The following is a 24,066-nucleotide window of genomic DNA, read 5'->3' as shown; positions in this document are numbered from 1 at the left end:
GACACAACCCCTACTTAGTGGAACTGGATTTACCGATCACATCCTGCGGCGTTACCGACGGCAGGAGGTGATCCTTGAACGGGATATCAACAGGTACGCTGACCCCGCTGGCTAGCCACTTGCTGGACATCCCGAGAATCAGGTTTTTCGACCAGTCAGCGACCATCACGAACTGTGGCAGCAGTCTGGACTGCTGCCACCATTGATCCTGTTGTACCGGGCCCAGGCTCAACAGCCCTACCGCAACGACGACCAGCAGGCCTCCGCGTGCAGCCCCGAAGACCATACCCAGAAAACGATCGGTCCCGGACAGCCCGGTGACGCGAATCAGTTCCCCGATAAGAAAGTTGACCATGGCGCCAACCAGCAGCGTGGCGACGAAAAGAATGGTGCAGCCCGCAATCACGCGCGCCGAAGGTGTTTCGATGTAATTGACCAGATACTGGGCCAGCGAACCGCCAAACATCCAGGCCACGACACCTGCGATGATCCAGGTCAGCAAGGACAGCGCTTCCTTGACGAAGCCGCGCTTGAGACTGATCAAAGCGGAGATGGCGACAATCGCAATGATCGCCCAGTCAACCGGAGTAAATGACACGTTGCAGCCTACAGACTGATGAGGCGGCGCATTTTAGCAGAGCGCTCGCGCGGCGGTAAGCGGGGATTGAGGGTAGTCGGCAATTAACGCCAACTATTGGACTTTGGCCAAGATTCGTTGCCCTGAGCGCCGATTCCCTTGTAGCAGTCCGGCTTGCCGACGGTGACGCCCTTGAAATCGCTGCCGCCGCCAAGCCGGACCGCTACGAGGATCGTAACGCGCTGCGCGTCAAAACGACGCGCAGCGCGAGAGGAATCAGGCTACTTACGCTCCGGCTGGAAACGCACCACGATGCCGTTGAGCTTCTGCTGCTTGTTGAGCTGGTCACGCAGACGGTCCGCTTCTGCACGCTCGATCAATGGCCCGACGAATACGCGATTCACACCGTCGGCCGTGCGGATGTAGGCGTTGTAGCCCTGAGTACGCAAGGCTTTCTGCAGGTTATCGGCGTTGGCCCGGTTGGACAGGCTGGCCACTTGCACGGCCCAGGTGATCGACAAACCATTGGCATCGACCCGATTGGTGTCAGCAGCCAACGGCGCTGGCGATGCGGCCGGGGCAGCAGGTGCGGGCGCAGGAGCCGCAGGTTTGGGCGGCAGCGGAACCGGAGTGGTTTTCATCTGTGGTGCTGCGGTCGCAGGTTTAGCCGGGGCAGGCGCGGGTGCGATCGGCATCGATGGCGGTTGCTGGCTCGCAGGCGGCTGGACAGGCTGGGTGATCTCTTCGTCGGACGGCACCGGCTCCTGTGGCAGCGGTTGCTGCTCAGGCACCGCGACCGGCTCGACCTTGACCGGCGCAACGGCAGGCGCCTGCGGGGCAGCCGGTGCATCCACCTGCACATGGCGAGCCTCATCCTGACGCGAAAACAGCATGGGCAGGAAAATCACCGCAATGGCGATCAGCACCAAAGCACCTACCATGCGCTGCTTGTACGCCCTATCCAGCAAAGCCATGTGTCACTTCCTCCGTGACGCGTCTGCCAGCCATTCCAGGGCCTCGGCGACGCAATAAAAAGACCCGAACAGGACGATCTCGTCGTCCGTTGTTGCCTGCGCGCATTGCGCCTCAAGGGCCTGCGCGACGCTGGAGTAGGACGCTACCGTGGCGCCAAGGTTCTGCAACGCGCCCGCAATTTCCTGCGCCGAGCGACTGCGCGACGTTGGCAAAGGTGTCACCGCCCACTGATCGAAGCAGCCGGTCAGCTCAGTCAGCACACCGTCAAGATCCTTGTCGCTGAGCAAGCCGAACACGGCCAGACGCTTGCCCACCACAGGGCGCTGACTCAGACGCTCAGCCAGGAAGACCGCAGCGTGAGGGTTGTGACCGACGTCGAGCAGCAGGTGCAGTGCCTTGCCTTGCCATTCGAACGTTCGACGATCCAGCCGCCCCGTCACACGAGCGCTTGCCAACGCAGCGCGAACCGATGACGCCTGCCATGGCAGCCCTGACAGCAAAAACGCCTGGAGCGCCAGCGCTGCGTTCTGCATCGGCAGATCAAGCAGCGGCAGATCGTGCAATTCAACCCGCTGACCATTGCCATCGGTACCGAACCAGTTCCAGCCCGCTGCACCGACAGACACGTCAAAGTCGCGACCGCGCAAAGACAGCGGGCAGTTCAGGGCCTGCGCCTGATCCAGCAACGACTGCGGGGGATCGAGATCACCACAAAGAGCAGGACGCCCTTCACGGAAAATACCGGCCTTTTCAAACGCTACGGATTCACGGGTATTGCCCAGCCACTCGGCGTGATCGACGCCAATGCTGGTGACCAGCGCCATGTCGGCGTCGATCAGGTTTACCGCGTCCAGACGCCCGCCCAACCCGACTTCCAGCACGACAGCATCCAGCGCCGCCTGCTCGAACAACCAGAATGCCGCAAGAGTGCCCATTTCGAAGTAGGTCAAGGAAATGTCGCCGCGCGCCTTCTCGACCACTTCAAAGGCTGCGCACAACTGTTCGTCCGTGGCCTCCACGCCCTGCAACTGCACCCGCTCGTTGTAACGTACCAGATGCGGCGAACTGTAAACGCCGACCTTGAGGCCCTGCACTTGCAGCAACGAAGCCAGGAACGCACAGGTCGAGCCCTTGCCGTTGGTGCCGGTTACTGTAATGACGCGGGGCGCCGGACGATTCAGACCCAGTTGCAGGGCAACCTGGCGCGATCGGTCCAGCCCCATGTCGATGGCGGAAGGATGCAGTTGCTCCAGGTAGCTGAGCCAGTCGCTCAGAGAGCGTGAGGTCATACGTTCGCCGGAGCCGGTGGAACCACGACCGGTTCAAGTTTCGGTGCAACGAATTTCGGCGTCGGCAGGTTCATCATCTGGGCCAGCAGGTTACCCAGACGCGGACGCAACTCGCCGCGAGGGATGATCATGTCGATGGCGCCATGATCCAGCAGAAATTCGCTGCGCTGGAAGCCTTCCGGCAGCTTTTCACGAACGGTTTGTTCGATCACGCGAGGACCGGCAAAGCCGACCAGCGCTTTAGGCTCAGCAACGATCACGTCACCCAACATGGCCAGACTGGCCGAAACCCCCCCGTAGACCGGATCGGTCAGAACGGAGATGAACGGCAGACCTTCTTCACGCAGACGCGCCAGTACCGCCGAGGTCTTGGCCATCTGCATCAGGGAAATCAGGGCTTCCTGCATCCGCGCGCCACCGGAAGCGGCGAAGCAGACCATCGGGCAGCGTTTCTCCAGCGCGTAGTTGGCAGCCTGTACGAATCGCTCACCTACGATGGCCCCCATCGAACCGCCCATGAAGGAGAATTCGAAGGCACTGCACACGACCGGCATGCCCAGCAGGGTGCCGCTCATGGAAATCAGGGCGTCTTTTTCGCCCGTCTGCTTCTGGGCAGCGGTCAGACGATCCTTGTATTTCTTGCTGTCGCGGAATTTCAGGCGGTCAACCGGCTCCAGATCAGCGCCGATTTCCTGACGGCCTTCGGCATCCAGGAAGATGTCCAGCCGCGCACGCGCATCGATGCGCATGTGGTGATTACACTTCGGGCAGACGTCCAGGGTCTTTTCCAGCTCCGGACGATACAGCACCGCCTCACAGGACGGGCACTTGTGCCACAAGCCTTCAGGTACCGAGCTTTTCTTGACCTCGGAACGCATGATCGAAGGGATCAGTTTGTCTACCAACCAGTTGCTCATGCTTTCTCTCTCCAGTACCGGTGGCGTGAACGCAATGGCCAAGATTGCCATGCGCATGCCCTTAAACCCAATTCATGTGCGGCATCGCAGAAGCCCTGCAACGATCGACGCCAGCGCCTGACCTGCTGCAACGCTGCTCTGCCGATACCGCGCGTGTCCTGCAGCGAGACGTTCATACGTCTTCGCCTGTTCAATTTTGGCGGTCTACCTGCCGTAATTCCGTAGCCGCAGGCTAGTGGACGGCGACCGCTTGTCTGCCGTCACATCGACAGCCCATCCGGCTGCAAAAAACGCTTATGTCCCGTGGACTGCACTCATGAAGGCGCGAATCTTGTCGTGATCCTTGAGGCCCTTGGCCCGCTCTACTCCGCCACTGACGTCCACCGCATACGGCCGCACCTGAGCGATGGCCTGCGCCACGTTGGCCGACGTCAGCCCTCCCGCGAGAATGATCGGCTTGCTGAGCTGCTTTGGAATCAGTGCCCAGTCGAAAGTTTCGCCCGTGCCGCCGGGCACCCCTGCAACATAGGTGTCGAGCAAAATGCCGCTGGCCTTGTTGTAAAGGTCACAACTGGCCGCGATGTCATCACCGGCCTGCACACGCAGCGCCTTGATCCATGGGCGATGATAGCCCTCGCATTGCTCCGGGGTTTCATCGCCATGAAACTGGATCAGGTCCAACGGCACGGTATCGAGCAATGCTTTCAGCGCTTCACGCTCGGCATTGACGAACAGGCCGACAGTGCTCACGAACGGCGGCAACTGAGCGATGATGGCCCGCGCCTGCTCCGCGGTCACGGCCCGTGGACTCTTGGGGTAAAAAACGAAACCGATGGCGTCGGCTCCTGCCTCGACAGCAGCCAACGCATCTTCTATGCAGGTAATCCCGCAGATCTTGCTGCGAACGGCTGACATGTCGTGAATACCTCAAGCCTTGCGAAAGTCCCGGATGTTAGCAAATGCAACTTCGGGCGTCAGCCGCCAAGTTCTGAGAAGCCCGTAAGAAAATGCGGCCCGATATAACGCTCCGGCAGCGGGAATTCGTCGCGGTACTCCACCTGCACCAGATACAGGCCAAACGGATGGGCGGTGACGCCGCCCGTGCGCCGGACGCGACTTTCGAGCACTTCACTGGCCCATTCGATCGGTCGCTCCCCTGCGCCGATGGTCATCAGCACGCCCGCGATATTACGCACCATGTGATGCAGAAAGGCGTTGGCGCGAATGTCAATGACAATCATTTTGCCGTGACGAGTCACGCGCAGGTGATGGATCTGCTTGATCGGCGATTTCGCCTGGCACTGCCCGGCACGAAACGCGCTGAAATCATGTGTGCCTACCAGATATTCCGCGGCCAACGCCATGCGCTCGACGTCCAGCGGCCGATGATTCCAGGTGATTTCCTGCCCCAAGTGGGCAGGGCGAATCTGATCGTTGTAGATCACGTAACGGTAGCGACGGGCGATAGCCTTGAAGCGGGCGTGAAAGTGCGCGGGCATCTCCTGGGCCCAGGTCACGCTGACGTCGTGAGGCAAATTGATATTGGCGCCCATGGTCCAGGCCTTCATGCTGCGCACGGCCTGGGTGTCGAAATGGACCACTTGTCCACAGGCATGCACACCCGCGTCGGTACGCCCGGCGCACATCAGCGAAACCGGTGAGTCGGCCACTTTCGACAGAGCGTTTTCGAGAGTCTCCTGAACAGTCAGCACACCCGTAGACTGGCGCTGCCAACCGCTGTAACGGGAGCCTTTGTACTCCACGCCCAGTGCGATTCTGAAAAAACCTTCGGCGGCCATTTCGGCGGCCGCTGTCTCTGCCTCGGTGTTCATGATTGCCAACTGCTTAAAGCCTGTGGATGCGCGCAAGGGCGGCCATTATACGGATGACGGGAAAAGACGCCATTGGCAGTGGTCAGCACGCTGCGGAACGGCCGGAACTCTGCGCCCGCCAGGTGCAATACTGCACGCCGCGCATGAACACACCAACGAAAACGACCGCCGAAGCGGTCGTTTTCCAAGTCACAAGGAGCGGATCAAGCCAGACGCGACAACATCTCCCGCGCCTCGCTTTTCTGGCCGTCATCACCTTCGGCCACCACCTCATCGAGAATGTCGCGGGCGCCGTCGGCGTCACCCATTTCGATGTAGGCCCGCGCCAGGTCCAGCTTGGTCGCAGCCTCGTCGGTGCCCGACAGGAAGTCGAATTCCGGCTCGTTGTCATCCGCCAACAGCGCATCGTCTTCACCAAAGGTTGCGTCATCGAACGGCTTGGCGATCGGTGGCTGCTCCAGGCTTTGCGACAGACGCTCCAGCTCGGCATTGACGTCATCGATTTCAGAGGCGAATGCCTTGGATGCCGGGTCGCTCTCCATTTCATCGGCCAGCGACAGGTCGAAATCGGCAGGCAGTTCAAGCTCGTCATCCAGCCCCGACGTGCTTGCACCCAGATCTGCAGCATCTTCGAACGGCGGCAGCTCGCCCAGTTCGTCCTTCATGCCCAGCAACGCATCATCTTCTGCCTTGAGGGCAGGTTCGTCCTCGGCCAGATTCAGATCGAAATCTTCCAGATTGTCAGGCGCCGCCGGCTGAGATTCGGTGTGCTCACGCAAAATGGCATCGAAGTCCAGGTCATCCGGCGTAGAACCGCCGAACGGCGCATCGAGATCCAGATCATCAAGCCCTGCATCGGCGACCGGCGCGCTGTGATCTTTTACTTCAGCAGGAGACGCCGCTTCCAGATCGTCCAGGCTCAGGTCGAATGCGGTATCGAAGTCATCCGGCACTGCTGCAACAGGTTCCGCAGCCGGTTCAGGCTCAACGAAAGGCTCAGGTGCGTGCGCCACCTCAGGCTCACTCTTGTCGGTCAGCAGATCCTCGACGTATCTGGCGTCCATTTCTGCCGCCAGCGCCGCAGCCGCCGCCACACCCGCAGCTGCAGCAGCCGCCGCGGCCATGGAGGGGTAACGCGCCTTCAGTTGTTCGACTTCAGCGTGATTCTTGCCCGTGGCAATCAGTTGACGCTCCTGAGCAACGAAACCGTCCTTGTTGTCTTGCTGGGCGTAGATTTCCATCAGCTTGAGGCGCAGCTCAGGACGCTGCGGCTCTTCTTTGATGGCCTCTTCCAGCAGTGCTGCTGCCTGATTCGTACGGCCATAAGCAATGTGAATTTCAGCCTGCACCAATACATCGGTCGGACGTTCGCGGGTCGGCTCAATGATGACGGCCGCCAGCGGTGCCGGCTTTACCGCAGGAGGAGGAACCTCCAGACCCTCGAAACTGCTTTCGGGCATGTTCATGTCAGCGGCGAAATCAGACTCTTCCGACAGTGCACGCGCCATTTGCCGGTGTCTTTCGGCTTCGAGGATCGCGTTACGGCGACGGACCAGCAGCAATACCAGCAACAGCAGAACCAGAACGGCTGCACCGCCAATCAGCCCCAATAGCATCGGGCTGGCGAGAATCTTGTCCAGCGCGCTCTGATTGTCCGGTTTCGCTGCGTCAGGCTGTACGGCCAGTGGCTGATCCGGCGTCGCTCCGGTCACGTTGGCGCCTTCGACCGGCAATGCGTCTTCCGGCGCAATTTCATTTGGCGGCTTGCCCGCGCTGTCAGGCGCTGGCGGAACGATCTGTGCCGACATCGGGTTGGCGGCATTGTTCGGATTGGTCGCGCTGTTCGGGCTGACGGTGCCGTTGGCATCGCCTGCTGGTGGTGGCACAGCTGCACCGGCAGCCTGCATCTTCGCCAGTTGATCGTTCTTCAGCTCGATCAGACGTTGCAGTTTGTCGAGTTGACTCTGCAGATCGCCCATGCGGCTTTTCAGCTCGGCGTTATCACGACGGGTGCTGTCGAGGCTTTCCTGGGCCACGGCCAGTTTATTGGCAAGATCTGCGTCGCCTGCCGCGCCTTTGGCGCCTGGCTTGGCATTCGCCGCGACGAGGCTCAGGTTGTCTTTCGCTTCGATCTGGGAAGGTGCGGCACCCGCCCGCTCGCGACGGGTGGCGTCGACCTGACGCGCTCCGGCCGGCAAACGACGGCCTTCGCGCCAGGCGCGATTCTGTTCTGCGACCTCAGCAAGCGCACGGGGCTGGGGCGTGGCAGTCGCTTCTTGCGGCGTGGGCAGGCGCAGGACCTGCCCCTTCTTCAAGCGGTTGATATTGCCCGCAATGAACGCGTCAGGGTTGAGTGCTTGAATCGCCAGCATGGTCTGCTGAACCGTACCGCCATTGCGCACCCGCTCAGCGATTTCCCACAACGTGTCGTTGTTGGCGGTGGTGTATTGAGTGTACTTCGGCTCCGCGGGCGCTGCGGGAACAGGGGCGGGAGCGGCCGGTGGCGGCGTTTGCGCGGCAGGCGCTTGTGCAGGCGCCAAAGCAGGAGCCGTGGACGGCAATTGCGCAGTGGCGGCAGCAGCGGCCTGAGGCGAAGCTTTTGGCGGGTCGAGCAGCAGGCTGTACTCACGCAGCGCACGGCCGTTCGGCCAAAGCACTTGTACAAGAAACTTCACGTAAGGGTCACGGATGGGCTTGGTCGAGGTGATACGCAGCACGCTCTTACCACCGGGATTGACCACCGGCGTGAAGACCAGATCGTCGAGAATCGCCATGCGACCGACGCCTGCCTGCGCGAACTCGGCGGACGTCGCCAGACTCGGCACCACCTGCGCGGAATTCAGGTCCTGCACCTGCGTGAGTTCGATTTCAGCCAGCAGTGGCTGATTCAGGCTCGACTTGACGGTCAAACCACCGAGGCCGAGCGCATGTGCCATCCCCGATGACAACGCCGAAGCTGCTGCGATTGCTAAAACCAGTTTACGAACCTGAACCATAGCCCATCCCTTGTTTAAAATTTCCCCGGCGACCGAGAAGATAAAGCCTGCTAGGGCGTAGGGCGTTTCGACACGCCACAGCTAGAATGATTCTTTGAATTGTGGGCAAGTATCTTTTACGCAACATCTTTTATCAACAATTCAGCGACCTGCACCGCGTTGAGCGCCGCGCCCTTGCGCGCATTGTCCGATGTCACCCAGAAGTTGAGTTCGCAGGCGTCGTCGATTCCCCCGCGTAAACGTCCTACATAGACCGCGTCCTGACCGACCGCATCGCCCACTGGCGTCGGATAATCTCCCGCGTCGACCAGATCGATGCCTTCGGCCGAATCCAGCGCAGCAGCAATGGCCGCCAGATCGAATGCAGCAGCGGTCTGCACTGACACGCTCAGGCTATCGCCAAAGAATACCGGGACTTGAATGCAACTGACGCCGACCTTGATTAAAGGCAGCGACAGCAACTCGCGCAACTCGCTGACCATACGTTTTTCAAGTGGCACATGGCCTTGCGCGTCTGGGGTGCCCACTTGCGCCAGCACGTTGAATGCCATTTGCCGGTCAAACACACGAGGTTCCAGTGGGCGCATATTGAGCAGCTCTGCGGTTTGCCGGGCCAGTTCGCTCACGCCCTCACGCCCCTGACTGGAAACGGCCAGACACGCCGTGACACTCACACGCTGTACGTCCAATAGGCCGCGCAACGGACCGAGCACCATCGCCAGCGCCGTCGCTCCCGAGCTGGGACACGCTACCTGAAAGGGCTTACTCAAGCGGGTCAGCAGGTCGCCGTTCACTTCGGGAACGATATTCGGGGCCTGCTCAACCGGCAAGCCACCCGACAGATCGATCACGGCACACCCCGCTGCCGTAGCGCGAGGTGCAAAGCTGCGGGTCACTGCGGGACCTGCGGCAAAAAACGCAATCTGGACTTTGCCGAAATCAAACGCATCGACCTCTCGCACACGCACGTTCTTGCCGCGGTAGGCGACCGAGCTGCCTGCGGACTCCGCGCTGGCCAACAGGTGCAACGCCCCCACCGGGAAGTCGCGCTCTTCGAGGATCTGGACGATGGTTTCGCCAACGGTACCGGTGGCGCCAATTACGGCGATATCAAAGGACTGGCCCATGGAAAAACCTCAGAAAATTCGGGGGGCGGCACTTTAACCGCGAGATGAGAGCCAGGCAAATGAGCTGACGAAAACCAGCCGTGCTTCGGTCAAGGCTCAAGACCGATGGCAAAGAACTCGCCATGACTCCAGACGCCAAGCCAGCGCTGCCCATCCATTTCCCGGACCACCGCCAACTCGACGAGCTGATAGAAGACATTGCGATGAATCAACGCTTCCAGGTTGCTGCGCACATGCACGTAAGGCGCGGGCTCTTGGGTTTGCGGGTCAACACTGACGCGCAGGGGATGCTCGGCGCTTGCCTCGATCACATCATCGACGTTAGTGGTGAAACGCAGAACCTGTGACTCACCCTCACCTTCGACGTCCAGCAACACCGCAACGAAGGGCGCATCGTCCACGGTGATGCCAACCTTCTCGACCGGCGTGATCAGAAAGTAATCATCACCGTCCCGGCGAATGATGGTGGAAAACAGACGCACCATGGGCTTGCGACCGATGGGCGTCCCCAGATAGAACCAGGTGCCATCACGGGCGATACGCATGTCGATATCGCCGCAGAAATCAGGGTTCCAAAGGTGCACGGGTGGCAAACCCTTGCCGGTCTTGGGAAGTTGCGCCAACAGATCGTTGGCTTTGCCCGGACCACTCATACGCTGCTCCTCAGCGGGCTTCGACGCCCAACAGACTACGAGCGTAATCCTCCATCGGCGGGCCGAGCAAATCTTCAGGCTTGGTGTTGTACAGCGTCAGCAGGCCGCCGCGCATATGAATGCGCGCTGAATCGATGAGATAGCGGGTATTGGTTTCGATCAGCATCAACTGAATCACACCGTTATCGATGCCGAGCCGGTCAACAGCCTCCTGATCCGACCACTCATCGAAGTTGCCAATCCGGTCGTCCGCTCGGGCGAACCGGGTGTACAGCAGATAGTGCGCTCCCGCCGCGCGGGCCTCGTTCATCGCTTCATCCAGCCCTTCCGCTGCACGGGCGCGACGCACCATCGGGAAGTATTCGATGAAGCCATTGAAGGCTTCTTCTGCCACGACGTTTGTCCGCGGGTATGCTCCGCCTGGCGGCACGAAGGCGCCTTGCGCGATATAAATGAAGGAGTCTGGTTGCAGACGGAAATTGTTGATCCGGCGCGTCGAGCTGTGATCCAGCAGACCGGCATCACTGAGCTCATCATGAGCGCCCTGTGCCAGATCGCTGACGTGCATGCAGCCGCTCAGTGCCAAAAACGTCAGCAGTAAAACCAGGCTACGCATTACTTCCTCCAAAATCCGGCGACGGAAAACCGGCGAATGGCCGGGTAATGCAGCTTTTGCGCCAGCTCAGCAGGAATTCACGCAGTTGCATTACAGGTGGGAGCTTCTATGTTGGCCGGACTGCCGCATTCGCCGCCAAGGCGGCTCCCACAGGTTCAGCATCTAATACAAAATTGGATTCGGTACGATCTTTGTGGGAGCCGGCTCGGTGGCGAATGCGGCAGTCCGGCCAACATCATTTCCCACTGGTATCTCCCACGTTCTTTCGGATAAACCGGGCTCACCCACCAATAATCTTCATCACCGTCGCCCCGCCGGAGAACGCCAGCGGCTGTTTGTCTCCCAGCGCTTTGATCAACAGCCGTTGCAGCGCAGGCAAAGCGTGATGGCGAGGTTTGTCGAACAGGTCGCCGACGTAATGGCGATTGCTGGAAGACAGGCATCCGTGCAGCCAACCCGTGGAAGACAGACGCAGGCGGGAGCATGTCCGGCAGAATGGCACGCTCTCGTTGGCGATCACACCAAAGTGTCCCTTGCCGGGAATGCGATAACGCACCGCTGTGGCATCCACCGGCGCGTCGGCCTGCTGATACTCATAGCGCTCACCAATCAGCGCGAGCAACTGTTCAAGACTGACGAACTGTTGAAGAAAGCCGTTGTGATCGCTCGCCAGATGCCCCATGCGCATCAACTCGATGAAACGCAGCTCATAACCCCGCTCAAGGCAGTAATCGAGCAACGGCATGACTTGATCCAGATTACTGCCCCGCAGCGGCACCATGTTGACTTTGATTGCAATGCCCGCCGCCCTCGCCTGCTCCATGCCATCAAGCACGGTGGCCAGATCACCACCACGGGCAATGGCCCGGAACGCGGCGGGATCGAGAGTATCCAGTGAGACGTTGAGGCGGCGAATGCCTGCGTCGAGCAGGATTGGCAATTTGCGCGCGAGTAACTGGCCATTGGTGGTCAAACTGACGTCCGACAGACCCATTCGGCCGATTTGCCCCAAGAAATGCTCCAGACGCGGACTCACCAACGGCTCGCCACCAGTGATGCGCAGCCGCTCGATGCCCGCCGCTTCGATCAGGTATTCCACACCTCGCGCCATGGACTCGGCAGACAACTCATGCTGCGCAGCCACTAGCCGCTTGCCATCCGGCACGCAATAGGTACACGCGTAATTGCAGGCAGACGTCAGACTGATTCGCAAGTTGCGAAAACGTCGGCCCTGGCGATCAACGATCATGGAAAACTCCGGAAAGTGGTGCAGCGCGCAAAAGCTGACTCATAAATCAACTTTTGACAAGCGTCATTCCGGGCAAAGATCGGGAAGATATGGCAGACGCCGGATACAGCGTCTGCCATGGAGACATCACGTCAGGAAGCTCGCCTCAGGTCGTGGCAGGCTTGAGGTCATGACCGGTTTCGGGGTCACGCTTGCGCTTGTTGCCCATGCGCACGCCGATGTCCATCAGGAACTGGAAAAAGCCTTCCTGATCTTCCAGCACGTTGCTCCAGAACGGCGAGTGATACAGCGCCACGGCGCCGTGCACCAGCGCCCAGGCCGCGCAGTAATGAAAGTAAGGCGGGACGTCTTCGAGCTTGCCCTCGGAGATGCGGCCTTTGATCAGCAGCGTCAGGTGTTCGAAGTTGGAGGCACGGATCTTGTGCAACTGCTCGACCATCTCGGGCACCTGATTGCCCTTGACCACTTTCTCTTCCAACCGATCGAACAGGCGATAACGCTGCGGATCGCGCATGCGGAATTCGAAGTAGGCGCGGGACAGCGCCTCCTTGTCCTTGTCGACGTCGGCAGAGTGCAGCAACTCGTTCAAATCGCGCTCGTAGTCGAGCATCAGGCGCAGGTAGATCTCCGCCTTCGACTTGAAATGCTTGTAAATCGTGCCTTTGCCAATACCCACGGCATCAGCAATCATCTCGACAGTGACACTGTCTTCACCCTGTTCGAGAAACAGCTTTAACGCGGTATCGAGAATTTCTTGCTCACGGCGCCGAAACTCACGGACCTTACGAGGTTCTTTCTGCATAGGAAGAGGCTGTGGAGTCAAAATCGAAGCCGCACATTATGCCTAAATGGCGGGAAATTGCACGGATCATCCGACCATGTCCACGTTTCAAGAAGAGTTCGCGCAAGCGACCGATTTGCGTTATCTCAACCATGCAGCCGTCGGTCCCTGGCCGAAACGCACGGCGATCGCCATCCAGAATTTCGCCGAAGAGAACGTTTTACGGGGCGCGCGGGACTATCCGGACTGGATGAAGGTCGAGCAACGCCTTCGCGGACGACTGGCCCGCCTGATGAACGCTCCGTCGACGGATGACATCGCACTGGTCAAAAACACCTCGGAAGCCCTGTCATTTGTCGCTTTTGGCCTCGACTGGAAAAGCGGCGACAACGTGGTCATCAGCGATGAGGAATTTCCTTCCAATCGCGTCGTCTGGGAAGCGCTCAAGCCCCAAGGCGTCGAGGTGATTCAAGTCAGCCTCAAAGGCGACGACCCGGAGGGCGCGTTGCTCGCCGCTTGCGATCCTCGCACGCGCTTGCTGTCCATCAGTTCGGTGCAGTTCGCTACAGGAACACGACTGGACATCGAACGCCTTGGGCACGGCTGCAAACAACGGCATGTGCTGTTTTGCATCGACGCCATTCAACACATCGGCGCCCTGCCCTTCGACGTGCAGGCCAGCCAGTGCGACTTCGCGATGGCGGACGGCCATAAATGGATGTGCAGCCCGGAAGGGCTCGGGGTGTTTTACTGCCGGGCCGAGCTGCGACCGCAATTGAAACTCCACGAATTCGGCTGGCACATGCTGGAGCACTCCGGTGATTACGGGCGCAACGAGTGGCAACCTGCGGCCAGCGCGCAGCGTTTCGAATGCGGCAGCCCCAACACCCTCGGCGCCATGGCGCTGGATGCGAGCCTCTCGCTATTGGAGGAAGTGGGCATGGACGCTGTCGGAAAAGCCGTTATCGAACGGGTGACATGGCTGGAACAGGGGCTCAGCACGATCACCGGCGTGCGGTTGCATTCATCCGGAGAAACGGCACGGCGATCGGGCATTTTCACCTTCAGTCTGGATGGCAAGCCGTCAGCACAGGTCTGGCAGCAGTTGATGCAACAGCAGGTGGTGTGTTTGCCACGGGGGCCAGGCATCCGCTTTTCGCCACATTTCTATACGCAATCGCGGGTGATCGAGGAGACATTGGCCATCGTCAGCGCGATTGCCAAGCATTGAGGTATCAGCAGCAGACTGAGTATTCCAAAACTGTTTAAAAAACGTACAACCGTGTGCTGGACGCCCGTGGAATATGACCAATACTGAATCTGTCGGTGCGGCATCTCCCCCAAGTGCCAGCATCGGTAAAGGCACCAATGGATAGCGTGTCTTTGTTTTACTCCTAATGGTCTTAACCCGGATTCCCCCCCCAGAACCCGGGTTTTTTTTGCCCGCGATTTGGCGCGCTCAGGCAGCCTTGACCCGGGCCAGCGGAAACAGGCGCTTGAAGTTCTCGGTGGTCTGCTGCGAGAAACGCTCAAAACTCTCCCCTCGCAGCATCGCCAGAAATTCCGCCACTTCCCGCACGTACTGCGGCAGGTTCGGTTTGCCACGATAGGGGATCGGCGCCAGGTAAGGCGAGTCGGTCTCGACCAGCAAGCGATCGGCGGGCACTTTGCTCGCGACATCACGCAGGGCGTCGGCATTGCGGAACGTGACGATCCCTGAAAGGGAAATGTAAAAGCCCAGGTCCAACGCCGCCTTGGCCATGTCCCAGTCTTCAGTGAAACAGTGCAACACCCCTGCCTGAGGCAACGCGGCTTCACGCAGCAGTTCCAGCGTGTCGGCACGCGCGCCTCGCGTGTGGACGATCACCGGTTTGCCAGTGGCGTTGGCGGCTTGCAGATGCAGGCGAAATGACGCCTGTTGCAGTTCGGCCGCTTCAGGCTCGTAGTGGTAATCCAGCCCCGTTTCGCCAATGGCCACGACACGCGGATGGTTCAGTTCGTCAAGCAGCCACTCCAGCGCAGGTTCCTCACCCGGTTTGATGTCGAGTGGATGGATGCCGACCGAACAGTCGACGTCGTCATAGCGCTCTGCCAGCGCTTTTACGTTGGCAGCGTTGTCGGCACTGACACCGATACACAGAAAATGGCCAACGCCTCGCCCTCGCGCTGCGTCCAGCGCATTATCCAGGGAGCCGTCGTGTTGAGCGAGATCGAGACGATCGAGGTGGCAGTGGGAATCTACAAGCATGGGAATCGCAATGAATTACATCGTGTGGGTAGGACGGTCGGACTTCAAAGCACCGGCCAGATAATTTTCAATCATGTTACGGGCCGTGTTGTCGCCGTCGTTGAACTGCACACCGACGCCAGCCGCGCGGTTACCTTGGGCACCTTTCGGGGTGATCCAGGTCACTTTGCCCGCCACCGGAATCTTTTCCGGCTCGTCCATCAGGTTTAGCAGCATGAACACCTCATCCCCCAGCTTGTAGCTTTTGCTGGTGGGGATGAACAGCCCGCCATTCTTGATGAACGGCATGTACGCGGCGTACAGGACCGATTTGTCCTTGATGGTCAGCGACAGGATGCCGTTACGCGGGCCCGGACTCAGGGGGACGCTCATCTCAACTTCCTCTGTAGATGCTGATGTCATGCGGCCAGTCTACCCCTGTCCGGTCAGAGATGCCCACTGCACCAACAAGGCTTCGAGTAATAAAACGCGGTTCAGGTTGGCCTTGGACAAGACTTTCTGACGCTGCAACAGAACCCAGTCCTGCATGGCCAGCACTTTTTGCTGGGGCGACTTCTGCGCCAGATACTGCACGACCTTGCGCATGTCGGCCAGACCCAGGCCGCTTTCGTCCTCGGTCAACTGATAGCGCAGAATCAGATTTGACCAGTCACAAAACCAGTCGAACAACAGCAACAGCGGGACTTCCTTCCAGCCTTCGGCCAGCTGCGTTGGCGATTGCTGGCCCTTGAGCAGCTTCTTCACGCCATCGACCACCAGCGCACGCTGCTCACGAATGCCCTGCGTCTGAAGCGTCACGGCTGCCAGAGGTGAGCCCGCTGCCAGGGTCAGCAGTTCAACGCGTTCCTCTTCGCTGCAATCAGGCAACGCGCTGGCAAGCCAGGCTACGCTCGTCGCTTCGCTTGGCAAGGGACAGGCCTGTTGCACGCAGCGACTCTTGATGGTCGGCAACAAACGACTCGGCTGGTGACTGACCAGCAGCAACACCGTGTCGCCTGACGGCTCCTCAAGGCTCTTCAACAAGGCGTTGGCTGCGTTGATGTTCATCGACTCCACCGGCTCGATCAGCACCACTTTGCGACCGCCCATCTGAGCGGTCTGCACCACGAAACTGACCAGATCGCGCACCTGATCGACCTTGATCGCCTTGTCGGCTTCCTCCGGCTCAAGCACATAGTTGTCAGGATGGCTGCCTGCCGCCAGCAACAAACAGGATTTGCACTCCCCACACGCCTCGAGCCCCCGAGGCTGCTGGCACAACAGCAAATGCATCAGCCGCTCCGCCAGTGCCCGCTTGCCGATCCCGGCCGGGCCATGCAACAGGTAAGCGTGCGCGTGCTGGGTGCGACCGGCCAATTGCTGCCAGAGGCTTTCCTGCCAAGGGTAGGCCTCAGCCATGCTGACGATCCGCGAGCTGTTTCAGCAGGTCTGGCAACAGCGCATCGAGAGAAGCCTGGACCTGATCCAGCGGCAACGCGGCATCCACCAGGCGATAGCGCTCAGGCGCAGCGGCGGCACGATTGAGGTAGGTGCTGCGTACGGCGTCGAAAAACGCACGCCCCTCTTGCTCGAAACGGTCCAGACGCCCCCGAGCCGAGGCGCGAGCCAGGCCAATGTCCACCGGCAGATCGAACACCAGCGTCAGGTCCGGGCGCAGGTCGCCCTGTACGAAATTTTCCAGTGCAGCGATGCGCTCGACCGACAGGCCGCGCCCCCCGCCTTGATAGGCGTAGGTTGCATCGGTAAACCTGTCACACAACACCACCGCTCCCCGGGCCAACGCCGGGCGAATTACACCCGCCAAATGCTGCGCGCGCGCAGCAAAGACCAGCAGCAGCTCGGTGTCGGCATCCATCGTTTCATCGCTCGGCGCCAACAATAACTCCCGAATGCGCTCAGCCAACGGGGTGCCGCCCGGCTCACGGGTGAGCACTACGTCAATACCGTGGCTGCGAAGGCGCTCGGCCAGGAATTCACGGTTGGTGCTTTTGCCCGCGCCTTCGGGACCTTCAAGGGTGATAAACAAACCAGTCACAGGCTGTCCTTCATCAGATTCATTGCGGGGTCGATTCGCTTTTTTCAGGTTTGTCGCTGGGCTCGGTCGAGGGCGCCGGTTGTTCGGGCATCGGCACTTGAGGTGCAGCAGGCGATTCCGGCACGGGCTTGTCGGCGTCGGTGCCATTTTCCGCAGCAGGCGTTGTTGCCGGTGCCGGGCTGGACCGATAGTCGGCCCGGCGCTTGAGCTGAAACTCTTTGACGGCCGCATTGTGGGCATCCAGATCAGCGGAAAAGACGTGGCTGCCATCCCCTCTCGCCACGAAATACAGGCTGTTTCCCGGCACCGGGTTCATGGCTGCGTGAATCGCCTCGCGCCCGACCATGGAAATCGGCGTCGGCGGTAACCCCGAAATGACATAGGTGTTGTAGGGCGTCGCCTCTTTCAGAAACGCCCGGGTGATCTTGCCGTTGTACCGCTCGCCCAGACCGTAGATGACGGTGGGGTCGGTCTGCAGCAACATGCCTTGCTGAAGACGACGCACGAACACGCCTGCGATCTGCCCACGCTCTTGCGGCACGCCGGTTTCCTTCTCCACCAGAGAAGCCATGATCAGCGCCTGATAGGGATCGGCGTAAGGCACATCGGCTGCGCGTTTGTCCCACTCCTCCTGCAACACTTCGTCGAGGCGGTTGTAGGCCTGTTTCAACAACTCGGCATCGGTCATGCCGCGCACATAACGATAGGTGTCGGGAAAGAAGCGCCCTTCGGGGAAGACATTCGGATGACCGAGCTTCGTCATCAGTTCACTGTCGCTAAGGCCTGCCAGCGTCTGCTCCAGCTTGGCCTGCTTGGCCAACGCAGCGCGGACCTGACGAAAATTCCAGCCTTCCACCAGCGTCAGGCTGTATTGCACGACCTCGCCCTTTTGCCACAGAGCCAGCAACGCCCTGGCGTCCATCCCCGGGGTCATGCGGTATTCGCCGCTGTGCAGCGCTTGCCCCGCGAGGTTGAAACGCCAGTAGAGGCGCAACCAGAAGGCATCCTTGATCACGCCGTCTGCCTGTAAACGATTGAGCACGCCCGTGGGTGACGCGCCGGAAGGCACATCGAGCAGTTGTTCCTGCGTGAGGTTCAGCGGTTGTTGCAGCGCGTTGTTCTGCTGCCAGAAGGCCAGACCCAGTAACAGCCCCGCCAGAACCACACCCGTTTCCAGCAAGACGAATAATTTTCGGATCACGAATCAGATATCCAGAAGCCCGCGAACGAGGTGTTGCAGTTTACGGGTGACAGCGCCAACCGGCCAGATCAGTTGTTCGAACGCCCGCACCGGCCAGATGCCATACACACTGTTGCAGACGAAAACTTCGTCGGCCTTGCGCAGATCGGACATCTGTAGATCCAGTGCCCGAACCGGCATATTCGCGTCCTCGGCCAATGCCAGCAGCTCGGCACGCATCACCCCGGCCACACCACAGCGGGAAAGATCCGGCGTCAACAACACGCCGCCCTTGACCATGAACAGGTTGCTGTAGACCGCCTCGACGATCCGACCAGACGTGTCACGCATCAAGCCTTCGGCGTGCTCAGCGTCGTGCCATTCGTTCCGGGCAAGGACCTGCTCAAGACGGTTGAGATGCTTGAGACCTGCCAATAGCGGCTGTTCGGCCAAGCGGGTTTGACAAGGATACAGGCGCACGCCCTGCTCGGCATTCGACGGCGGATAGGCAGGTAACGGACTGGCCTGCAGAATGCGCAGACCTCGCGCGCCCGGTGTTGGGGCATAACCTCGCAAGCCATCGCCACGGGTGATGATCAATTTCATCACCCCTTCCTGCATCTGGCTGGCGAACGCCCGGCATTCCGACTCGACCAAAAGCAGATCGAGCGAGAACGCAAGACGCTTTCCGGTCAACGCCAGACGCTGTAAATGACCATCAAAGAGTAATGGCTTACCCGCCTTGACCAGAATGGTTTCAAAGAAACCATCTCCGTAGGCCAGGCCCCTGTCCTTCACGGACAGTTGGCTGGCGGGCTGGCCATCGATCCAGCACAGGGTCATTCAGCGAACCGACGGAACACCAGCGAGCCATTGGTGCCGCCAAACCCGAAGGAATTGGACACCACGACGTCGATCGGCATGCTGCGGGCTTCGTGAGGCACGAAGTCCAGATCGCAACCCTCGCCTGGCTCGTCGAGGTTGATGGTCGGCGGCGCAACCTGGCCGTTGATCGCCAGCACGCTGAAAATCGCCTCAATGGCGCCCGCCGCCCCCAGCAAATGCCCCGTCATCGACTTGGTCGAACTGACGGCGAGCTTGTAAGCATGCTCGCCGAATACCGACTTGATGGCGTTGACTTCCGCCAGGTCGCCCGCAGGCGTCGAGGTGCCGTGTGCGTTGATGTACTGCACCTGATCCGGGGTGATCTTCGCATCGCGCAGAGCATTGGTGATGCAACGCGCAGCCCCTGCGCCGTCGTCGGGCGGCGAGGTCATGTGGAACGCATCGCCACTCATGCCGAAACCGATCAATTCGGCGTAAATGGTCGCACCACGCGCCTTGGCGTGCTCAAGCTCTTCGAGCACCAGCGCGCCTGCGCCATTGGACAGGACGAACCCATCACGCCCCTTGTCCCATGGGCGGCTGGCCCGTGTCGGCTCATCGTTGCGAGTCGACAGCGCGCGCGAGGCACCAAAGCCCCCCATGCCCAGACCGCAGGCGGCCATCTCGGCGCCCCCGGCAATCATGACGTCCGCTTCATCATAAGCAATGTTGCGCGCGGCCATGCCGATGCAATGCGTGCTGGTGGTGCACGCAGTAGCGATGGCGTAGTTCGGCCCCTGTGCGCCCAGATGGATCGACAGGAAACCAGAAATCATGTTGATGATCGAACCCGGTACGAAAAACGGGGAGATCTTGCCCGGCCCCTGCTCATGCATCAGGCGGCTGGTGTTTTCGATGTTGGTCAGGCCACCGATACCGGAGCCCATGGCCACACCTACGCGCTCACGATTGGCGTCGGTGATTTCGACCCCGGCATTGCGCACAGCCTGAAAGCTGGCGGCCAGGCCGTATTGGATGAACAGGTCGAGACGGCGCGCCTCTTTGGGCGACAGGTATTCTTCGACGTTGAAGCCTTTGACCGAACCGCCGAAACGGGTCGTATAAGCCGAAAGGTCCGTGTGTTCGATGGGGCCAATGCCACTCTGACCAGCCAGAATACCTTGCCAGGTGCTGGGCACATCATTACCCAGCGGCGTCAGCATACCCATACCGGTGACCACGACGCGTCTACGCGACACAGGACTCTCCTTTATTCTATTGACGAAACGCTGGCCCTATTCAAAGAAAAAACCGCACGCCTGAGGCAGTGCGGTTTCTCCAGGACAGCGAACTATGACTGCGAAGTCTTAGCCTTGATGGGCGTTGACGTAGTCGATAGCAGCTTGAACGGTGGTGATCTTCTCGGCTTCTTCGTCAGGGATTTCGGTCTCGAATTCCTCTTCCAGAGCCATTACCAGCTCAACGGTGTCAAGGGAGTCGGCACCCAGGTCTTCAACGAAAGAAGCGGTGTTGACCACTTCCTCTTGTTTGACGCCAAGTTGCTCGGCAACGATTTTCTTGACGCGCTCTTCGATGGTGCTCATACCGTGTTTTAACTCCTAGTGGACAAATTCGGGCAGCTGGCCGATGGGTAAGTGTATAGAAGAGGTTTTGCGTATTTCAAGCTAAACGCAAATCCTGCCTGCCCCATCGCCCCGCAACCCATTAATAGATTTCAGCTTTATAACGGATTTTAGACAGCCCGTATGACAATTTTTCGGTACGGGAAGTCACATGTACATGCCGCCGTTCACGGGGATTGTAGCCCCGGTCACGTAGCCTGCACCTTCCGAGGCAAGAAAAGCGACCACGTGCGCGATCTCTTCTGCCTGCCCCAGTCGACCCAGAGGAATCTGGCCCGTCAGGGAATCACGTTGTGCCTCTGGCAGTTCACGCGTCATGTCAGTGTCGATGAAGCCCGGGGTCACCGAGTTCACGGTCACTGCCCGCGAACCGACTTCACGCGCCAGTGCGCGGCTGAAACCTTCCAGACCCGCTTTCGCGGCGGCGTAGTTTACTTGACCGGCATTGCCCATGGCACCCACCACCGAGCCGATGCTGATGATACGACCCCAACGAGCCTTGGTCATGCCGCGCAGCACGCCTTTGCTCAGGCGATACAGGCTAGTCAGGTTGGTGTTGATGACGTCATGCCACTCGTCATCCTTCATGCGCATCATCAGGTTGTCACGGGTGATACCGGCGTTGTTGACCAGGATCAACGGAGCGCCAACACGCTCGGTGATCTGAGCCAGAACGGCACTCACGGACTCGTCGCTGCCAACGTCCAGAGCCAGACCGAAGCCTTCGACACCGCTTTCCTTGAAATACGCGGTAATTTTTTCAGCACCGGCTTCAGACGTTGCAGTCCCTACGACGGTAGCGCCGCTACGACCCAGTTCAAGGGCGATGGCCCGACCAATGCCACGGCTGGCGCCAGTGACCAATGCAACTTTACCTTGCAGACTCATGCAAGCGTCTCCTTATCGGGATCAGGCCAGCGCTGCACGGGCGGCAGCGAAGGCATCCGGGGTATTGAGGTTGTAAGTGTTCACGCCGTCGGCGCAACGCTTGTTGAGACCGGCCAGTACTTTGCCCGGACCACACTCGACCAGTTGTAGCGCACCGTTGGCAGCCAGGGTCTGGATCGATTCAACCCAGCGAACCGGCTTGTACAACTGTTGCAGCAAATCGGTTTTCAACGTGTCCAGGTCCGCAGCCACCGCCGCAGTGACGTTCTGCACCAACGGAATCTGCGGGACCTGCCAATCGATGGCCGCGACAGATTCTGCGAAACGCTCAGCCGCCGGGCGCATCAGCTCGCAATGCGATGGCACGCTGACCGGCAGCGGCAGGGCACGCTTGGCGCCCTTGGCCTTGCAGACCTCAATGGCGCGGTCAACAGCCGCCTTGGCACCGGCAATCACCACCTGGCCTGGCGAATTGAAGTTGACGGCACTGACCACATCACCCTGAGCCGCTTCAGCACAGGCAGCGATGACATCAGCGTCTTCCAGCCCCAGAATGGCCGCCATACCGCCCTGACCTGCCGGAACGGCTTCCTGCATCAACTGGCCACGACGCTCGACCAGCTTGACCGCGTCAGCCAGCGAAAGGCTGCCCGCTGCAACCAGTGCGCTGTACTCGCCCAGACTATGACCGGCAACGAATGCGGGACGCGCGCCACCTTCAGCCAGCCACAGACGCCACAAGGCAATCGACGCGGTCAGGATGGCGGGCTGGGTTTTATCGGTCTGATTGAGGTTCTCTTCCGGCCCTTGCTGGGTCAGCGCCCACAGGTCGTAGCCCAGGGCATCGGAGGCTTCTTTGAACGTATCCAGAACCAACGGGTATTGCGCGCCCAGTTCGGCAAGCATGCCGAGGGACTGCGAGCCTTGGCCCGGAAAGACGAATGCGACGGAAGCAGACATGAACAAGCCCCTGATTATTGTCGTCAAAAAGAGCGTCCGGCCAGGCCGAACGCTTGGTAATTCAATGTGTTGCAACTGGAGCGTTGGATGACCGGCCAGTCACAGGCGTCACATTCTAGCGCAAGTCACACTAGAGCAGTTCTTCCAGGCGCCCATGCAGACGCTCAGGCAGATTCTCCTGAATCTCGATCAACGCGCGCTGTATGGCGCTCTGAAAGCCCTGAACCCCTGCCGAACCGTGACTTTTCACCACAATGCCCTGCAAACCCAAAAAGCTGGCGCCATTGTGCCGAGCCGGTGCCAGATCGGCCCGGAGCCGCTTGAGCAACGGCATCGCCAGTGCCCCTACCGCTCTGGACATCACATTCTGGCGGAACAGTGTTTCAATCCGCTCACCGATCATCGTCGCCAGCCCCTCACTGGACTTGAGCAGGATATTACCCACGAAGCCGTCACAAACGACTACATCCGCCTCGCCTCGGTACAGCCCATCGCCCTCGATGAAACCGGTGTAATGAAGGCCGGGCGCCGCTTGCAGAAGACTCGCGGCGAGCTTCACCTGCTGATTACCCTTGATGTCCTCAGTGCCGACATTGAGCAGCGCCACCTTCGGCCGCACGACACCCAGTGCTTCAGCCGCCACCGATCCCATGACGGCGAACTGGTACAGGTTTTCTGCACTGCAATCGACGTTGGCACCCAGATCGAGCAGTTGACAGTACCCGCGCTGCGTCGGAATGGCCGCAACCATGGCCGGACGGTCGATGCCAGGCAGCGTCTTGAGAACAAACCGCGACAGCGCCATCAACGCACCCGTATTCCCCGCACTCACGCACGCCTGAACAGTACCTTGCGCAAGCAAACGCAACGCCACACGCATCGATGAGTCCGGTTTGCCGCGCAACGCAAGCGACGGGCGGTCATCCATCGTGATGACCTCACTGGCGTGTACAACGGACAGGCGCGACCGATCGACACCGGAATGGCGTGCGATGAGTTCTTCAAGAAGGGGAGCGTGACCCACGAGGATCAAGTGAAGCGAGGGGGTAGCGAGCAGGCAGGCAATGCTGGCCTGAACAATGCTGCGGGGACCGAAGTCCCCGCCCATTGCGTCGATCGCGATGATCGGAGCGGACAAGAAATTACTCGTCAGCGCCCTTGTCGATCACTTTACGGCCACGATATACGCCTTCTGGCGACACGTGGTGACGCAGGTGAACTTCACCAGTGGTTTTTTCTACAGACAGAGCGCTAGCCTCGAGAGCGTCGTGCGAA

General features: G+C 60.0%; 24 protein-coding genes and 1 pseudogene. 1 reads left to right on the top strand and 24 read right to left on the bottom strand.

Annotation, left to right across the window (positions count from 1 at the left end; genetic code table 11):
- Window positions 1–10 precede the first annotated feature (10 nt).
- The 12 genes and pseudogenes from ACI2KB_RS28855 to ACI2KB_RS28800 all read right to left on the bottom strand — a co-directional run bounded on the left by ACI2KB_RS28855 (window position 11) and on the right by ACI2KB_RS28800 (window position 13,033).
- Window positions 11–598: a CvpA family protein gene (locus ACI2KB_RS28855; protein ID WP_404640482.1), complete on the bottom strand. Its 588-nt coding sequence runs from the start codon at window positions 596–598 to the stop codon at window positions 11–13.
- Window positions 599–858: 260 nt separating this feature from the next.
- Window positions 859–1,551: an SPOR domain-containing protein gene (locus tag ACI2KB_RS28850; RefSeq protein ID WP_404640481.1), complete on the bottom strand. Its 693-nt coding sequence runs from the start codon at window positions 1,549–1,551 to the stop codon at window positions 859–861.
- Window positions 1,535–2,841, bottom strand: a pseudogene (folC, locus tag ACI2KB_RS28845) (bifunctional tetrahydrofolate synthase/dihydrofolate synthase). Before folC ends, ACI2KB_RS28850 begins: the two are co-directional and overlap by 17 nt.
- A complete protein-coding gene (gene accD, locus ACI2KB_RS28840) occupies window positions 2,838–3,758 on the bottom strand; it encodes an acetyl-CoA carboxylase, carboxyltransferase subunit beta (RefSeq protein WP_404640480.1) in 921 nt (306 codons plus the stop codon). The pseudogene folC and the gene accD overlap by 4 nt, the downstream one beginning before the upstream one ends.
- Before the next feature lie 294 nt (window positions 3,759–4,052).
- On the bottom strand, window positions 4,053–4,673 hold the full coding sequence (locus ACI2KB_RS28835; RefSeq protein WP_404640479.1) for a phosphoribosylanthranilate isomerase: 621 nt from the start codon (window positions 4,671–4,673) through the stop codon (window positions 4,053–4,055).
- 59 nt (window positions 4,674–4,732) lie between these two features.
- The gene (gene truA / locus ACI2KB_RS28830; protein ID WP_404640488.1) at window positions 4,733–5,557 is read right to left on the bottom strand and encodes a tRNA pseudouridine(38-40) synthase TruA; all 825 of its coding nucleotides are present in this window, start codon (window positions 5,555–5,557) and stop codon (window positions 4,733–4,735) included.
- Window positions 5,558–5,793: 236 nt separating this feature from the next.
- Window positions 5,794–8,586, bottom strand: coding sequence for a FimV/HubP family polar landmark protein (locus ACI2KB_RS28825; protein WP_404640478.1), 2,793 nt, complete (start codon window positions 8,584–8,586; stop codon window positions 5,794–5,796).
- Window positions 8,587–8,702: 116 nt separating this feature from the next.
- The gene (locus ACI2KB_RS28820; RefSeq protein ID WP_404640477.1) at window positions 8,703–9,713 is read right to left on the bottom strand and encodes an aspartate-semialdehyde dehydrogenase; all 1,011 of its coding nucleotides are present in this window, start codon (window positions 9,711–9,713) and stop codon (window positions 8,703–8,705) included.
- A gap of 89 nt (window positions 9,714–9,802) precedes the next feature.
- Window positions 9,803–10,366, bottom strand: a complete 564-nt coding sequence (locus ACI2KB_RS28815; protein WP_404640475.1) for a DUF1285 domain-containing protein — start codon at window positions 10,364–10,366, stop codon at window positions 9,803–9,805.
- A gap of 10 nt (window positions 10,367–10,376) precedes the next feature.
- Entirely contained in the window at window positions 10,377–10,982 is a 606-nt protein-coding gene (locus ACI2KB_RS28810; RefSeq protein WP_404640473.1) for a DUF4823 domain-containing protein, read from the bottom strand.
- A 280-nt stretch (window positions 10,983–11,262) separates the two neighbouring features.
- A complete protein-coding gene (locus ACI2KB_RS28805; RefSeq protein ID WP_404640471.1) occupies window positions 11,263–12,231 on the bottom strand; it encodes a GTP 3',8-cyclase MoaA in 969 nt (322 codons plus the stop codon).
- 145 nt (window positions 12,232–12,376) lie between these two features.
- Window positions 12,377–13,033: a TetR/AcrR family transcriptional regulator gene (locus ACI2KB_RS28800; protein ID WP_404640469.1), complete on the bottom strand. Its 657-nt coding sequence runs from the start codon at window positions 13,031–13,033 to the stop codon at window positions 12,377–12,379.
- A 76-nt stretch (window positions 13,034–13,109) separates the two neighbouring features.
- Between ACI2KB_RS28800 and ACI2KB_RS28795 the strand changes: the two genes are divergently transcribed.
- Window positions 13,110–14,243, top strand: coding sequence for an aminotransferase class V-fold PLP-dependent enzyme (locus ACI2KB_RS28795; protein ID WP_404640467.1), 1,134 nt, complete (start codon window positions 13,110–13,112; stop codon window positions 14,241–14,243).
- A 228-nt stretch (window positions 14,244–14,471) separates the two neighbouring features.
- On the opposite strand, the gene ACI2KB_RS28790 is transcribed toward ACI2KB_RS28795, so the two are convergent.
- The 12 genes from ACI2KB_RS28790 to rpmF form a co-directional block, all read right to left on the bottom strand.
- Window positions 14,472–15,260: a TatD family hydrolase gene (locus ACI2KB_RS28790; RefSeq protein ID WP_404640465.1), complete on the bottom strand. Its 789-nt coding sequence runs from the start codon at window positions 15,258–15,260 to the stop codon at window positions 14,472–14,474.
- A 15-nt stretch (window positions 15,261–15,275) separates the two neighbouring features.
- Window positions 15,276–15,632 (bottom strand): PilZ domain-containing protein, encoded by a 357-nt coding sequence (locus ACI2KB_RS28785; protein ID WP_037011754.1) that lies wholly within the window; start codon window positions 15,630–15,632, stop codon window positions 15,276–15,278.
- A gap of 39 nt (window positions 15,633–15,671) precedes the next feature.
- Window positions 15,672–16,658: a DNA polymerase III subunit delta' gene (locus ACI2KB_RS28780; RefSeq protein ID WP_404640463.1), complete on the bottom strand. Its 987-nt coding sequence runs from the start codon at window positions 16,656–16,658 to the stop codon at window positions 15,672–15,674.
- A complete protein-coding gene (tmk, locus tag ACI2KB_RS28775; RefSeq protein WP_404640461.1) occupies window positions 16,651–17,295 on the bottom strand; it encodes a dTMP kinase in 645 nt (214 codons plus the stop codon). The genes ACI2KB_RS28780 and tmk overlap by 8 nt, the downstream gene beginning before the upstream one ends.
- A gap of 19 nt (window positions 17,296–17,314) precedes the next feature.
- Entirely contained in the window at window positions 17,315–18,496 is a 1,182-nt protein-coding gene (gene mltG, locus ACI2KB_RS28770; protein WP_404640459.1) for an endolytic transglycosylase MltG, read from the bottom strand.
- A gap of 3 nt (window positions 18,497–18,499) precedes the next feature.
- Window positions 18,500–19,318: an aminodeoxychorismate lyase gene (gene pabC, locus ACI2KB_RS28765; RefSeq protein ID WP_404640457.1), complete on the bottom strand. Its 819-nt coding sequence runs from the start codon at window positions 19,316–19,318 to the stop codon at window positions 18,500–18,502.
- Window positions 19,315–20,559 (bottom strand): beta-ketoacyl-ACP synthase II, encoded by a 1,245-nt coding sequence (gene fabF, locus ACI2KB_RS28760; protein ID WP_404640455.1) that lies wholly within the window; start codon window positions 20,557–20,559, stop codon window positions 19,315–19,317. The genes pabC and fabF overlap by 4 nt, the downstream gene beginning before the upstream one ends.
- Window positions 20,560–20,667: 108 nt before the next feature.
- Entirely contained in the window at window positions 20,668–20,904 is a 237-nt protein-coding gene (acpP, locus tag ACI2KB_RS28755) for an acyl carrier protein (protein WP_404640453.1), read from the bottom strand.
- A 186-nt stretch (window positions 20,905–21,090) separates the two neighbouring features.
- Complete coding sequence (gene fabG, locus ACI2KB_RS28750; RefSeq protein ID WP_404640451.1) at window positions 21,091–21,831, bottom strand: 3-oxoacyl-ACP reductase FabG; 741 nt, start codon at window positions 21,829–21,831, stop codon at window positions 21,091–21,093.
- A 21-nt stretch (window positions 21,832–21,852) separates the two neighbouring features.
- Window positions 21,853–22,791 carry an ACP S-malonyltransferase gene (fabD, locus tag ACI2KB_RS28745; RefSeq protein ID WP_404640449.1) on the bottom strand — a complete coding sequence of 313 codons (939 nt, stop codon included), beginning with the start codon at window positions 22,789–22,791 and terminating at the stop codon, window positions 21,853–21,855.
- 130 nt (window positions 22,792–22,921) lie between these two features.
- Window positions 22,922–23,929, bottom strand: a complete 1,008-nt coding sequence (gene plsX / locus ACI2KB_RS28740; protein ID WP_404640447.1) for a phosphate acyltransferase PlsX — start codon at window positions 23,927–23,929, stop codon at window positions 22,922–22,924.
- A gap of 4 nt (window positions 23,930–23,933) precedes the next feature.
- The coding region (rpmF, locus tag ACI2KB_RS28735) for a 50S ribosomal protein L32 (protein ID WP_404640487.1) at window positions 23,934–24,066 on the bottom strand (133 nt) is incomplete at its 5' end.

This window comes from Pseudomonas sp. NPDC088444, assembly GCF_044900175.1.
In the GTDB taxonomy this organism is placed as follows: domain Bacteria; phylum Pseudomonadota; class Gammaproteobacteria; order Pseudomonadales; family Pseudomonadaceae; genus Aquipseudomonas.
The sequence above is the reverse complement of the archived record's forward strand: the minus strand, read 5'-3'. Positions and strand labels throughout refer to the sequence as shown.

What these genes read in the sequence shown, in the direction of transcription:
- ACI2KB_RS28850 (WP_404640481.1), bottom strand. Translation starts at nt 1,551, where the DNA reads ATGGCTTTGCTGGATAGGGCGTACAAGCAGCGCATGGTAGGTGCTTTG.
- accD (WP_404640480.1), bottom strand. Translation starts at nt 3,758, where the DNA reads ATGAGCAACTGGTTGGTAGACAAACTGATCCCTTCGATCATGCGTTCC.
- ACI2KB_RS28835 (WP_404640479.1), bottom strand. Translation starts at nt 4,673, where the DNA reads ATGTCAGCCGTTCGCAGCAAGATCTGCGGGATTACCTGCATAGAAGAT.
- truA (WP_404640488.1), bottom strand. Translation starts at nt 5,557, where the DNA reads ATGGCCGCCGAAGGTTTTTTCAGAATCGCACTGGGCGTGGAGTACAAA.
- ACI2KB_RS28825 (WP_404640478.1), bottom strand. Translation starts at nt 8,586, where the DNA reads ATGGTTCAGGTTCGTAAACTGGTTTTAGCAATCGCAGCAGCTTCGGCG.
- ACI2KB_RS28820 (WP_404640477.1), bottom strand. Translation starts at nt 9,713, where the DNA reads ATGGGCCAGTCCTTTGATATCGCCGTAATTGGCGCCACCGGTACCGTT.
- ACI2KB_RS28815 (WP_404640475.1), bottom strand. Translation starts at nt 10,366, where the DNA reads ATGAGTGGTCCGGGCAAAGCCAACGATCTGTTGGCGCAACTTCCCAAG.
- ACI2KB_RS28810 (WP_404640473.1), bottom strand. Translation starts at nt 10,982, where the DNA reads ATGCGTAGCCTGGTTTTACTGCTGACGTTTTTGGCACTGAGCGGCTGC.
- ACI2KB_RS28805 (WP_404640471.1), bottom strand. Translation starts at nt 12,231, where the DNA reads ATGATCGTTGATCGCCAGGGCCGACGTTTTCGCAACTTGCGAATCAGT.
- ACI2KB_RS28800 (WP_404640469.1), bottom strand. Translation starts at nt 13,033, where the DNA reads ATGCAGAAAGAACCTCGTAAGGTCCGTGAGTTTCGGCGCCGTGAGCAA.
- ACI2KB_RS28795 (WP_404640467.1), top strand. Translation starts at nt 13,110, where the DNA reads ATGTCCACGTTTCAAGAAGAGTTCGCGCAAGCGACCGATTTGCGTTAT.
- ACI2KB_RS28790 (WP_404640465.1), bottom strand. Translation starts at nt 15,260, where the DNA reads ATGCTTGTAGATTCCCACTGCCACCTCGATCGTCTCGATCTCGCTCAA.
- ACI2KB_RS28785 (WP_037011754.1), bottom strand. Translation starts at nt 15,632, where the DNA reads ATGAGCGTCCCCCTGAGTCCGGGCCCGCGTAACGGCATCCTGTCGCTG.
- ACI2KB_RS28780 (WP_404640463.1), bottom strand. Translation starts at nt 16,658, where the DNA reads ATGGCTGAGGCCTACCCTTGGCAGGAAAGCCTCTGGCAGCAATTGGCC.
- pabC (WP_404640457.1), bottom strand. Translation starts at nt 19,318, where the DNA reads ATGACCCTGTGCTGGATCGATGGCCAGCCCGCCAGCCAACTGTCCGTG.
- acpP (WP_404640453.1), bottom strand. Translation starts at nt 20,904, where the DNA reads ATGAGCACCATCGAAGAGCGCGTCAAGAAAATCGTTGCCGAGCAACTT.
- fabG (WP_404640451.1), bottom strand. Translation starts at nt 21,831, where the DNA reads ATGAGTCTGCAAGGTAAAGTTGCATTGGTCACTGGCGCCAGCCGTGGC.
- fabD (WP_404640449.1), bottom strand. Translation starts at nt 22,791, where the DNA reads ATGTCTGCTTCCGTCGCATTCGTCTTTCCGGGCCAAGGCTCGCAGTCC.